Annotated in this window: 11 protein-coding genes; 7 read left to right on the top strand and 4 right to left on the bottom strand. The window is 34.2% G+C overall.

Annotated features, from left to right (window positions below):
- Window positions 1-66 precede the first annotated feature (66 nt).
- Both L1276_RS03455 and L1276_RS03450 read left to right on the top strand, forming a co-directional pair.
- Window positions 67-405, top strand: coding sequence for a hypothetical protein (locus L1276_RS03455; protein ID WP_253785483.1), 339 nt, complete (start codon window positions 67-69; stop codon window positions 403-405).
- 299 nt (window positions 406-704) lie between these two features.
- On the top strand, window positions 705-1,499 hold the full coding sequence (locus L1276_RS03450) for a hypothetical protein (protein WP_253785481.1): 795 nt from the start codon (window positions 705-707) through the stop codon (window positions 1,497-1,499).
- Between the two features lie 322 nt (window positions 1,500-1,821).
- Here the strand turns inward: L1276_RS03450 and L1276_RS03445 are convergent, their stop codons facing one another.
- Together L1276_RS03445 and L1276_RS03440 are read right to left on the bottom strand one after the other, a co-directional pair.
- Window positions 1,822-2,082: a SemiSWEET family sugar transporter gene (locus tag L1276_RS03445; RefSeq protein WP_253785479.1), complete on the bottom strand. Its 261-nt coding sequence runs from the start codon at window positions 2,080-2,082 to the stop codon at window positions 1,822-1,824.
- Between the two features lie 185 nt (window positions 2,083-2,267).
- A complete protein-coding gene (locus tag L1276_RS03440; protein WP_253785476.1) occupies window positions 2,268-3,116 on the bottom strand; it encodes an SDR family oxidoreductase in 849 nt (282 codons plus the stop codon).
- A 373-nt stretch (window positions 3,117-3,489) separates the two neighbouring features.
- On the opposite strand from L1276_RS03440, the gene L1276_RS03435 reads away from it, so the two are divergent.
- The 5 genes from L1276_RS03435 (at window position 3,490) to L1276_RS03415 (ending at window position 10,108) form a co-directional block, all read left to right on the top strand.
- Entirely contained in the window at window positions 3,490-4,704 is a 1,215-nt protein-coding gene (locus tag L1276_RS03435) for a response regulator (protein ID WP_253785474.1), read from the top strand.
- Window positions 4,705-4,719: 15 nt separating this feature from the next.
- Entirely contained in the window at window positions 4,720-8,292 is a 3,573-nt protein-coding gene (locus tag L1276_RS03430) for a response regulator (RefSeq protein ID WP_253785472.1), read from the top strand.
- A 68-nt stretch (window positions 8,293-8,360) separates the two neighbouring features.
- Window positions 8,361-8,726 carry a response regulator gene (locus L1276_RS03425; RefSeq protein ID WP_253785465.1) on the top strand — a complete coding sequence of 122 codons (366 nt, stop codon included), beginning with the start codon at window positions 8,361-8,363 and terminating at the stop codon, window positions 8,724-8,726.
- A 6-nt stretch (window positions 8,727-8,732) separates the two neighbouring features.
- Window positions 8,733-9,542: a protein-glutamate O-methyltransferase CheR gene (locus L1276_RS03420; RefSeq protein ID WP_253785463.1), complete on the top strand. Its 810-nt coding sequence runs from the start codon at window positions 8,733-8,735 to the stop codon at window positions 9,540-9,542.
- Window positions 9,524-10,108, top strand: a complete 585-nt coding sequence (locus L1276_RS03415; protein WP_253785461.1) for a chemotaxis protein CheB — start codon at window positions 9,524-9,526, stop codon at window positions 10,106-10,108. The genes L1276_RS03420 and L1276_RS03415 overlap by 19 nt, the downstream gene beginning before the upstream one ends.
- 2 nt (window positions 10,109-10,110) lie before the next feature.
- Here the strand turns inward: L1276_RS03415 and L1276_RS03410 are convergent, their stop codons facing one another.
- Together L1276_RS03410 and L1276_RS03405 are read right to left on the bottom strand one after the other, a co-directional pair.
- A complete protein-coding gene (locus tag L1276_RS03410) occupies window positions 10,111-10,884 on the bottom strand; it encodes a porin family protein (protein WP_253785459.1) in 774 nt (257 codons plus the stop codon).
- Between the two features lie 10 nt (window positions 10,885-10,894).
- Window positions 10,895-12,016: a hypothetical protein gene (locus L1276_RS03405; protein WP_253785457.1), complete on the bottom strand. Its 1,122-nt coding sequence runs from the start codon at window positions 12,014-12,016 to the stop codon at window positions 10,895-10,897.
- Between the last annotated feature and the right edge of the window lie 251 nt (window positions 12,017-12,267).

The following is a 12,267-nucleotide window of genomic DNA, read 5'->3' as shown; positions in this document are numbered from 1 at the left end:
CATTGTATTTAATGAGGAACTTTGAATTGTACAAAAGATTATAACTAATCTCAAATCAGTAAAATCATGAAAAGGGAGCAAAAACACGAAACCGACTATATAAAGCAATATCAAGACGAAGGCTACACTACAAATTACTTATTTGATAATGGATGCCTCATAGATTCTGAAACAAAATATGCTTATCAGCCTGACGAAATATTTATTGTAGCGCATCACCGTTATGAAGGAATGAGCGATCCGGATGATATGTCTATCTTATATATTATAGAAACCAAAGATCAGCAAAAAGGAACTCACTTATTAGGATACGGACCCACAGCTGATTTAGAGGAAGCAGAATTCTTTAAGGATATTCCAAAAAAGAACTATTCCAAAAACGCAGACATCAGTGAACTTACATAAAATAAAATAGATAAGTATTTTTATTTTGCTGAGGAGCAGTTGTTCCAGATTTATCTGGGGCAGCTGTTTTTTCTTTTTTGATACTAAAGTTCTGAGATACTTGAGTTTTTTAAAACTTAAAACGTTAGTATTTCAGCATCTCAGAACCTTATCTAAAAATTATGAAATTTCTGATTGAAATTGTATAAGAGTTTGATTTATAATTAATACGAAATTTGGTTTAAGCAAAATGAGATAAAAACCAAGAGTTAGTTTTGTACGTAAACAACTGTTAACTAATCTCTTTAAACCAAAACAAAATGAAGAAACTTTACATAAATACTGGAGAATTTGATGCCGTTTTTAATGATCTTAAAGATAGCTTTAGCGGAAAACTTACTGCTAAAAACAACGATTACAATTTAGAAATTAATTCTAAATGGACAAAAGGGTTTATAAAAGGAACCCGTTTTGATGATAAAGTTTTGTTTATGCATTTTGATCTTGAATTTCTTCAGGATGTAAGTTTAAGTATTGAATCTATTAAAACTGCTCCGGTGTTTTTTGTGTATTGTGAAAACGGAAACGTAAGCCATAGCTTTGGTGCCAATGGAGAAAAGAAAGTTTTGAGTAAAAACCAATCGGCGGTATTAAGCAATTCTTCGGTTATAAATAGTGTTTTGTATTTTGAAAGCTACAAACGTATTCAGTTTACGCTTTTAGGAATGCCAACACTTAGTAATAAAGATTCTGAATTAGTTTGGCAGGTAAAACAACGTTTTACAAACGATTCTGGAAATTATATTTATGTGGGAAAAGAGAATGCAAGAATCTCAGATAAAATAAAGGAATATAAAACGGTTCCGCAAAGAGGTGTCGTTGGGACGCTGCTGAAAAAAAGCATTCTGAAAAATATTGTAGAAATGGAAGTAGAGCAGCACAGTTTCAATTACTTAAAAACATTTGATCCTGTTGTAAATATAGCAAAGAGACAAATTAACGAAATCAAACGAATTTCAACTCTAAATTTCACTGAAATTCTGGGCGCTGCGAGATTGTTTAAATCAAAATATCATTTTTCGTTAAAACCATACAACCAAAAATTAGCTAGCTGACAAGCATTATATATTAACTACTATTACGAAAAAAACAGCTTTCCTAAAGAGCTGTTTTTTTTATTTAAAGAAGATAAGGTTTTGATATTCTTAAATTTAAATATAATATAAACGGATTTCTGCTGGTTTTTTGTTTTTTTCTTGCAGTTTTAATATGATCTTTAAATTACGAAAAGGCAGAGCCGAAAAGAATTTGTCTTATGTAAATCTTAAAGAAGTTTTTTAATCATATAAACTTTGCGCCTCTGCAAGATAAAATCATCTCGGAAAAAAACTTAGAGTCTAAGTTACCCCGAAGCTTGCATAGAATCTTTAAAAAAATCTATTCCTTTTCATAAGTAATAATGAAATACACCATAATAAGATTAAGGCATAAAGAAACACTGTTGGTAATTATTATGGGAAGATCTTTTTTAAGAATTCCGTAAATAATCCAAACCAAGATTCCGAAAGTCAGGATACTGAAAGTTTTAAGCGAAATATCCTTTACTTTCTTAGTTTTCCAGACTTTTAAAATCTGCGGAATTGTCGATATTGTGATACACGTTCCGGCAAAAAGACCTATGATGTCTATGTAATTCATTTTTTTATGTTTCTAAGATGCTGAGAGGCTAAGATTCTGAGTTTTTTTTATCTCGCATAGGCGCAGAGCAGCAAAGGTTTTTATTTAATTGCAAAACTTATTCAAGAATGATACTCTGCGAGATTGATAAACACAGCCAGAGAAAAAACTTTGTGTAGACCCTTGTTTACTTTGTGGTTAAATAATCATCCGCCAACTAATTCTCCGCCGTTAATATGAATAAATTGTCCGGTAATATAACTGCTGTCTTCGCAGGCCAGGAATACATATGCAGGACCTACTTCAGAAGGCTGTCCGGCTCTTCCCATAGGATTATCTTTTCCGAAATCTGAAACTTTATCAAAGCTTGCTACAATTAAAGGAGTCCAGATTGGTCCCGGAGCAACGCCGTTTACCCTGATTTTTCTTTTGGCAAGCATTGTCGATAAGGATTTGGTAAAGCTTACAATAGCACCTTTGGTACTCGCATAATCTGCTAAATGTTCGCTTCCGCGGTACGCAGTTACTGAGCTGGTGTTGATAATTGTATCGCCTTCTTTTAAATGCGAAAGCGCTGCTTTGGTAATATAGAAATACGGATAAATATTGGTTTCAAATGTTTTATGCAATTGGGCCGCGGTAATTTTTTCAATTTCGCTTTGTGGAAATTGAACGGCAGCATTATTTACCAAAACATTTATGGTTTTAAAAGCCGAAACACATTTTTTGACGGCCTCTTTACAGAATTTTTCATCTTTTAAATCGCCGCTGATAAGAAGACATTGCTGTCCTTCCTTTTCTATTAGTTCTTTAGTTTTCTTTGCGTCTTTGTCTTCCTTTAAATACACAATAGCAACATTGGCACCTTCACGTGCAAAATGTACTGCTGCGCTTCGGCCAATGCCGCTGTCGCCGCCGGTTATAAAAGCAGTTTTACCCAAAAGTTTACCGCTTCCGGTGTAGTTTTTTCTTATAATTTCCGGCTCAGGATTCATTTTATGTTCGTTTCCAGGAAGTTCTTGTTTTTGCTCGGGAAATGTTTTGGGCTTTTTCATGGTATTAATTTTACATATTCATTTGTATTAAAATTACTGCAGCTTGTATGAAAAAAGAGACTGTAAGAAATATAATTTTACCTCAAAAAAATGCTGTCTGGACAAAAAGAAAGAAAAGTATTATATTTAAAGGCTGTGAATAATTTTTTATTAATTTTGAATTAGGGATTAATCACTGATTAAGTTGAAGTTAATTCATAACATGGGAATTATGTAACGAATTTGATTTTGAATAAAAGCGCTTTGTTCTTTAAATTTATAAATTTGAAAGTTTTGGCCTCTTTTTGAATAGGATCAGATGTTCAAAAATGATAGTCGAGAAACGATTTCAATTATGTTTTTTAATTCTTAACGCTTTATTCCCCACTACAGCATGGTCTTAATTGTAGATGATATAAAGGCAAATATTATTGCCTTAAAGAAAACATTAGAATTGCACGATATTGAAGTAGATACCGCCGAATCTGGTGAAGAGGCTTTAAAAAAGATTCTAAAAACAAACTACTGTCTGATTATAATGGACGTTCAAATGCCGGGTCTTGATGGTTTTGAAGTAGTAAAAATTCTCTCCGGAAATAAAAGAACCAAAGATATTCCGGTAATTTTCCTTTCAGCTTTAAATATTGAAAAAAAATACATCTTTAAAGGATATGAAACCGGTGCTGTAGAATATATTACAAAGCCTGTTGATACTGATTTGCTGATGCTGAAAGTAAAAACATTCCTTAAAATTTACGAACAGCAGAACGAATTAAAAATAACCAAAGATCTTCTTTCTAAAGAAATTAAAATCAGAAAAGAAGCACAAGATAATCTTGAAATTAAAATCGCCGAAAGAACGAAAGAACTGGTTTCTAAAAATGAAGAATTAGAGTTAAAAAACCACGAATTACAGCAGTTTGCCTGGGTGGTTTCGCACGATTTAAATGAACCCATTCGGAAAATTCAGATTTTTATTAAAATAATCAAAGAGTTATATTTAAAAGAAGATGAAAAGGGAATTGATTATGTGGACCGAACCATAAAATCGGCAGAGCGAATGCAGACGCTTATTACTGATCTGCTGGCTTATTCTCGTTTATCGGCACAGGTAAAGCCCGAAGTAACTGATTTGAATATTGTGCTGCAAGAAGTGCTTTCGGATTTTGATTATTTAATTGAAAGAAAAAATGCGACGGTTAAAACTACAGAACTCCCAACAATAGACAGCATTCCGAGTCAGCTTCGACAAGTATTCCAGAATTTGATTGGAAATGCACTAAAATTCTCGGGCACAAACAATCCTCCGTTAATTGAAATTACTTCTGAATTAATTGTTGATAAATCGTTTGACAGTCCCGCTTCCCCGGAAGGGAAATATTGCAGAATCACGGTTAAGGATAACGGAATTGGTTTTGATGAGATTTATCTTGACCGGATTTTTATTATTTTTCAGAGTTTAAACGATCGTCAGACTTATGAAGGAACCGGAATTGGTCTGGCAATTGCCAAAAAAATTATCGAAAAACATAACGGATTAATTACGGCCAGAAGTGAAGTTGGCAAGGGCGCAAGTTTTATTATTGTTCTTCCTTTAAAATACGAATAAATACAATTTAAAAATATGAATGGTAACTTTAAAAGAAATCTGCTGATAAGTTCATTGGTTTCATTATTAGTGTTAACGATTAGTTCTGTTGCTTCTTTTATCAGCATCAAAAGCTTATTAAACAGTAATTTCTGGGTAAATCATACTCAGGATGTTATTTACAATTTAAACGAGGGTTCGGCTATTATTACAGAAGCCCAAACTAGTATGCGAGGTTATTTATTAACCGGCGATGAGCAGTTTGTAGACCGTTTTAACGAATCGGAAGCCAGATCAAATACTTATTTTGAAAAACTGGAAGAACTCACGGCAGACAATCCGCCGCAGCAAAAACTTTTAACAGAATTACGATCTAAACGTTCCGGGTTTTTTAAATACCTGAACAATCAAATTGTTAAAAAACGCTTCAATAAAGAAACCCTGATATTCGATTTGAACGAAGGCCGATTAATGATGAACGACATGAGGGCGCTTATCAAAAAAATCGAAAGTAAAGAACAAAACCTTCTGGAAGAGCGCAATGCAAACTCTGAACGTTACGGTACGTATAGTTTGATTTTAATTGTGGTGGCTTTCTTTATTGCCTTTATTATTTCGATAGTATTCTTAATTCGTATTTTAAAAGATTATAACGAACGCTCTTTATTACAGGCCGAACTGGAGAAAAAAGATATTGAAACTGCTCAAAGAATTGAAGCAATCAGTACAATTGCGGGCAATATTTCAAAAGGTAATTATGACATTCGTGTTGACGATACTAAAGCAGATGCGCTTGGAAGTGTAGGAGAGTCATTAAATTATATGGGTGTTTCGCTTAAAAATTCTTTCGAATTATTATCTCAAAAAGAATGGCTTCAAACAGGAGTTGCAGAATTAAACAATGCCATGCTGGGCGAAAAATCACTGCAAAAACTTTCTAAAGATGTCATTGAATTTTTATGCCAATATACTAACAGCAGCGCAGGTGTTTTGTATGTTTTAGAAGATAATGAATTGATCTCTTCCGGAGGTTATAGTTATATACCGAGTAAAAATCGTGAAAGAATCCAAAAAGGCGAAGGTTTAATTGGGCAGGCCATTTCTTCCGGAAAAATTCTGGAACTAAAAACCTTATCTCCGGATGACATTCAAATTAATTATGCTTTGGGACAAATTAAACCAACGCATGTTGTGGCACTTCCTTTAATAGATCACAAAATTGAAGGTGCAGTTGAATTGGCCAGTATTTATGGTTTTTCTGAACTTCATTTGGAATTTTTAAAATCGGTTGGAAATAATATTGGAATCGCAATTCGTTCTACCCAAAACAGAAAACGAGTAATGGAACTGCTGGAAGAAACCAAATCGCAGTCAGAAGAACTTCAGGTACAGCACAGTGAACTGGAAGCTATTAATGCGGAATTGGAAGCGCAGACTGAAAAACTTCAGGCTTCTGAGGAAGAATTAAGAGTACAGCAGGAGGAATTGGAACAAACCAATGAAGAACTTTCTGAAAGAAGCGTATTATTAGAAGAAAAAAACAATGAAATTCAAAAGAAATCAGAAGCTTTAGAATTAACAACACGTTACAAATCAGAGTTTTTGGCTAATATGTCGCACGAATTAAGAACGCCTCTTAATTCCATTTTACTTCTAAGCCGATTGTTATCTGAAAACAACAATCAAAGCATGAATACGGAAGAAATTGAGTTTGCAAAAGTAATTCAAAGTTCTGGAAACAGCTTGTTGGGCTTAATTGATGAAATTTTGGATTTATCTAAAATCGAAGCCGGTAAAATGGAACTGGAATTTTTAGATGTTTCGACTAAAGAAATCACAGATACACTTTGGAACTTATTTAGTTTTCTTGCCAAAGAAAAAGGAATTGAATTTGAAATTATTTCAAAAGATGCACCGCTTGTTATTAAAACAGACAAAATGCGTTTAGAGCAGATTTTGAAAAACCTGATTTCAAATGCTATTAAATTTACCGAAAAAGGAAAAGTAAGTATTGAAATAAAAGTAAACACAGACGATGATAAAATAATCTGCTTTATTGTAAAAGATACCGGAATAGGAATTCCGGTAGACAAACAACCTTTGGTTTTTGAAGCGTTCCAGCAGGCAGACGGTTCTACAAAACGTAAATATGGCGGAACAGGTTTAGGATTATCAATCAGCAGGGAACTGGCAAAATTACTAAGAGGAGAAATTATTCTTCATAGTAAAGTAAACGAAGGAAGTACTTTTACATTATGCCTTCCTGTTTTTGGTTCTGCACTTCATAAAATAAATGTAGAGAAAATTCCGCCGACAGATTTTACAGAAGTAGAAACTGAAACCGAATTAAAAACACCAGCAAAAAAATATATCAGTCCTGTAATTCCAGATGAAATTGATGATGACAGGGACATTATAAAAGAAGGAGATAAAGTAATTTTGATTATTGAAGACGATATCAATTTTGCCAAATCACTTTTGGCCTTTACACGTCAAAAAGGATACAAAGGAATCGTTGCCGTACGAGGCGATTATGCTTTAAACTTTACAATGCTTTATAAACCGGTTGGAGTTTTACTGGATATTGAACTTCCGATAAAAAGCGGCTGGGAAGTTCTGGAAGAACTGAAAAATCATGCCGAAACGAAACATATTCCGGTTCATATTATGTCATCGCATAAATTGAAACAAGAAAGTTTATTAAAAGGAGCCGTTGATTTTCTAGACAAACCGGCGGCGTTTGATAAGATACCAGATGTGTTTTTAAGAATAGAACACATTATAAATAGAGAAGCTCAAAAGGTTTTAATTATCGAAGACAATCCAAAACACGCCAAAGCACTTTCGTATTTTCTGGAAACGTACAATATTAATTCTGAGATAAAAAGCGAAGTGGCAGATGGAATTCAGGCTTTGAGCAAAACAGAAGTTGACTGCGTAATTCTGGATATGGGAATTCCGGATAAACAAGCATATCAGATTTTGGATGGCGTGAAGAAAAATCCGGGATTAGAAAAACTTCCCGTAATTGTATTTACAGGAAAAAGCTTATCACTTAAAGAAGAAGTAAAAATTAAGAAATATGCTGATTCTATTATCGTGAAAACAGCTCATTCGTATCAAAGAATGTTAGATGAAGTTTCATTATTCCTGCATTTAGTTGAGGATAAAAAAGAAGGAAAAGACAAAAAAGAAGGACATAAAAAGCTAAATTTACTAAACAATATCCTGCACGATAAAAAAGTGCTGATTGTAGACGATGATGTCCGTAATATTTATTCGCTTACAAAAGCTTTAGAAGTATTTAAAATGAGCATTATTACAGCGTTTGATGGCAATGATGCGATTAAGGTTTTAAGTGAAAATCCAGATACGGATGTTGTTTTACTAGACATGATGATGCCGCACATGGATGGTTATGAAACGGCCGAAAAAATACGCGCTAATCCTAAGTTCTTAAATCTTCCGGTTATTGCCGTAACAGCAAAAGCAATGACAGGAGACAGGGAAAAATGTATAAAAGCCGGAGCTTCAGATTATATTACAAAACCTGTAGATGTTGATCAGCTTTTATCATTATTGAGAGTTTGGCTGTACGATAAAGTTTAAAATGAATTGATCCAATAGAAACCTGACACGTTTTAAAAAACCTGTCAGGTTTAATAAAATAATATTAAATGAGTAAAAAACGACTTTTAATTGTAGATGACGATTCCAGGAATATCTTCGCATTAACGCATACTTTGCGTGTCAAATCATACGATTGTTTGTCTTGTACAAGTGCCGAAGAAGCTTTAAAACTATTAAAATCGGATGAAGAAATCGATGCTGTTTTGCTGGATATGATGATGCCCGAAATGGATGGTTATGATGCCATTCCGTTAATAAAAGCCATTCCGTCAAGAAAATCGATATTTGTTATTGCGGTTACTGCTCAGGCTATGACAGGCGATAAGGAGAAATGTATAGAGGCTGGAGCCGATGATTACATTTCTAAACCAGTTGATGTGGATAAGTTACTGCTTATACTAAGCAAAATTTGATGAATTATGATTGAGGATATTGAGCTGGAAACACTTATAAATGAGGTTTATGAATATTATGGTTTTGACTTTAGCAGTTATTCAAGAGCATCGCTAAAAAGACGTGTCTACAGAGTATACCAATTAGACGGATTTACTCATTTTCATGAATTTTTATCAAGAGTACGCACAGACGCTGAATACTATAAACGAATGGTCGACGAAATTACGGTTAATGTTACCGAGATGTTTCGCGATCCGGCATTTTACACCATACTCAGAAACGAAATTTTACCGCTTTTAGGCACAAAACCGTTTATAAGACTATGGCACGCCGGCTGTTCAACCGGCGAAGAAGTCTATTCTATGGCCATTATGCTTAAAGAAGCAGGTTTGCTGCATAAATCCTTAATTTACGCCACAGACATTAACGCCACGGTTTTAGACACAGCCAAGAAAGGAATTTTTCCGCTTCGAATGATGAAAGAATATTCACAAAACTATCGCGATGCAGGCGGACAGGAAGACTTTTCGAGTTATTATACCGCCAATTACGGTATTGCCAAGTTTGACGAAGAACTGTCGCAAAAAATGGTTTATTCGCAGCACAACTTAGTTTCAGACACCTCATTTAATGAGTTTGACATGATTTTATGCCGTAATGTTTTAATTTATTTTGATAATGATCTTCAAAAAAGAGTCATTAATTTATTTGATGAAAGTTTAGCTGTTTTAGGGTTTCTGGCCTTAGGCACAAAGGAAACCATAAAATATTCTATTTCTCCAGGCAAATACAAACAGTATGAAAAAGAGAAAATATGGAGGAAAATAAGATAATATCCAACTGCAGATTAGCGATAATAGGAGGATCAGCAGGGAGTTTGAATGCTTTAATGCAAATTTTACCCGCATTAAAAACACTGAATAATTTTGCGATTGTTATCGTGGTGCATCGTAAAAGCACCGACGATCAGACTTTAGAAGAACTAATTACTCTAAAATCCAGCATATCCGTAAAAGCCATTGAAGACAAAACCATTCTTAAACCCGGTTTTGTTTACGTTGCGCCGTCCAATTATCATTTACTATTTGAAAAAGACGATACTTTGGCACTTGATATTTCAGAAAAAATAAATTACAGCCGTCCAAGCATCGATGTTTCTTTTGAATCGGCCGCAGAAATCTATGAGGATTCTTTAGTAGGTATCTTATTATCTGGATCAAACACAGATGGAACCGATGGATTAAAAGCTATTCAGGCCAAAGGCGGAAAAATCGTAGTACAAAGTCCGCTTGCTGCAGATATGCCTTTTATGCCCAATAATGCCATTTTGTTTACCACACCAGATTATGTTTTAGATAACAATGAAATATTACAACTACTAAACTCAATTAATACTTAGATTTATTTTTTAGGTTTAGGCATTTCCTCTTCGGGAAGAATAATTTTATTGAGTTCCGCATCCTTTTCAGCACGTCTCTGCGCCGCTTTTCCTTTCCCAATAGGAATTCCCGCCGTTAAATACAAAGATCGGTTATAAACATTAGGGCCGTCGCCTTTCATGACCGGAACCAATCCGTAATAATACTGAACCGTAATATTTAATCCGTTGCCCACATTCATGTGATATCCCGCTCCCAAAGCAATTCCGGCATCAATAACCCTGATTTCGTCTCTTATTTTTTTCTTGTACACGACATCATTGTCATTTACTTTATTTTTAAACTCATCAAAAGCCGAAGCCAAAAGTCCTAACTGTGGGCCTGTTTTGAAATAAATTCTATTTTTGAACTGATATTTTATTAAAATAGGCACATTAAAATAGCGAATTTCCCGATTCACTCTTCCGCCTTCAAAAGTATTGTCTAAGTTCACATCATCTAAAGAATAAACCGGAATATGGCGAGCACCCATTGGCGATTTTACAATTACGCCCGTATTAATCATCCACGACGGATTTTGTTTGGATCGAATATCAAAATAAAAACCAAGATTAAAACCGGGATTTACGCCTTCACTGTCCAGGCCAGATATATCCGTAAGATTGATACCGCCCTCCAGACCAAATTCTAAGAAAGGAGAATTTAGTTTATCACCAAAAATCAAGGAAATCAAAACCTGCGATTTTGCCTGATTCATACAAAGTAATGTAACGAATAACACTAAACCTTTTTTCATAAAAATGGTTTTATAATCCAAAACGATATTGTATTCCTCCTAAAGCTTGTGTTCGAGTTCCCAGAAAACCAGCTTCGACCCTGAACATAATATGTTTATTAAATTGATATTGAGTACCTACAATGAAATTCCACATATCTTTAGGTCTTTTTTGAAGCGAATACTGAACCGATGAAGAACCAGCAGTGCTTAAAGCGCCATCTAAAGTTGACAGAAAATTTCCGGCACTATCCAGGGCACGATTCGCTGTATTATGTTTAGCAATGTTAGCAGGACTTTTTTGTTCAGCAGGTGTTAGTCCGCTCCACCAGGTATCGACTTTTTGTTGATTTTCAGAAACCTTATTTAGTCCATTGTCGACTTTTGCCTGCGCTGTAGATAAATCAATTATATCAGATAAATTAATATTTCCATTTGTATTTCCGGAAATATGAACCCTGAAACCGCCAACCCAAACCGCTATATTTTGGTCTGCTTTAGGAAGTTTAAATGTTTTTCCTAGACGAGGTCCAAATACATACGAAAAAGCAGGTTTGTCTAAGGCGCTTACATCTGTCCAGGCCATATTCATATCAAGTGCCAGCCAGCCGCCTCCAATTCCTATAGTTGGTGTCATTCCAAAACCAAATGTGGTAGCGCTAAAACTGGCTTTTGTACTAAAATTGGCAATTTCAGACCAATTATTATCAGCGTCAGGTATATAAATTCCTGCATTGATTTTTGTTGAAGGACTTGATTTTCCAAAAATACCATAGATATTTAAAAAAGGCAGCAGCCATATATCGGGACGAATAGTAAGTGCTCCGGCTTCGACAGAAGATTTATCAAAACGCACAATTTCATCTAAATTATACATGGGGCCATTATTAAAACCCACTTGAAGATTACTAATAATAATTTCAGAATCCTGCCAGAAATAATTTAAGGAAAGCCCGGCAGAGTAAGGAAGTTTATATCCTTTCTTGGCTACTTTTTCACCCCAGATAGGAAGAGCATAAGGATAATCGGCAACCTTAAGACTATCTTTTAACTCTTGGTTTTTTTGTCCTACGATTTTATCAGTATAAACCTGACCGAAAAATGAAACACTAAATAATAAAAAAACGGCTGATATTAGTTTTTTACATTTCATTGAATAGAGTATTAGTTGATTAAAATAAAACTGCTAGAAATAAATATGGACTAATGTATTCTGAGTGGAATTTCGGCTTATCTTTTTGTTTTACTGGAGTATAAAATGATTGTATTAAGAGGGAATTGTGTGTTAATTAATGTTAAAGTTAACTAAAAATTCCTTTATCACGGATTATTTTTTAAATAAAATGATTTAAAATCAGTGTTTTACATATTTTTTTGAAAGCGAAAAGAATAATGTATTATTTT

Origin of the sequence: Flavobacterium sp. HSC-32F16 (genome assembly GCF_024171645.1) — a bacterium.
In the GTDB taxonomy this organism is placed as follows: Bacteria; Bacteroidota; Bacteroidia; order Flavobacteriales; family Flavobacteriaceae; genus Flavobacterium.
The sequence above is the reverse complement of the archived record's forward strand: the minus strand, read 5'-3'. Positions and strand labels throughout refer to the sequence as shown.

Excerpts from the sequence above, each read along its gene's own strand:
- L1276_RS03455 (WP_253785483.1), top strand. The coding sequence starts at position 67 with ATGAAAAGGGAGCAAAAACACGAAACCGACTATATAAAGCAATATCAA.
- L1276_RS03450 (WP_253785481.1), top strand. The coding sequence starts at position 705 with ATGAAGAAACTTTACATAAATACTGGAGAATTTGATGCCGTTTTTAAT.
- L1276_RS03445 (WP_253785479.1), bottom strand. The coding sequence starts at position 2,082 with ATGAATTACATAGACATCATAGGTCTTTTTGCCGGAACGTGTATCACA.
- L1276_RS03440 (WP_253785476.1), bottom strand. The coding sequence starts at position 3,116 with ATGAAAAAGCCCAAAACATTTCCCGAGCAAAAACAAGAACTTCCTGGA.
- L1276_RS03435 (WP_253785474.1), top strand. The coding sequence starts at position 3,490 with ATGGTCTTAATTGTAGATGATATAAAGGCAAATATTATTGCCTTAAAG.
- L1276_RS03430 (WP_253785472.1), top strand. The coding sequence starts at position 4,720 with ATGAATGGTAACTTTAAAAGAAATCTGCTGATAAGTTCATTGGTTTCA.
- L1276_RS03425 (WP_253785465.1), top strand. The coding sequence starts at position 8,361 with ATGAGTAAAAAACGACTTTTAATTGTAGATGACGATTCCAGGAATATC.
- L1276_RS03420 (WP_253785463.1), top strand. The coding sequence starts at position 8,733 with ATGATTGAGGATATTGAGCTGGAAACACTTATAAATGAGGTTTATGAA.
- L1276_RS03415 (WP_253785461.1), top strand. The coding sequence starts at position 9,524 with ATGGAGGAAAATAAGATAATATCCAACTGCAGATTAGCGATAATAGGA.
- L1276_RS03410 (WP_253785459.1), bottom strand. The coding sequence starts at position 10,884 with ATGAAAAAAGGTTTAGTGTTATTCGTTACATTACTTTGTATGAATCAG.
- L1276_RS03405 (WP_253785457.1), bottom strand. The coding sequence starts at position 12,016 with ATGAAATGTAAAAAACTAATATCAGCCGTTTTTTTATTATTTAGTGTT.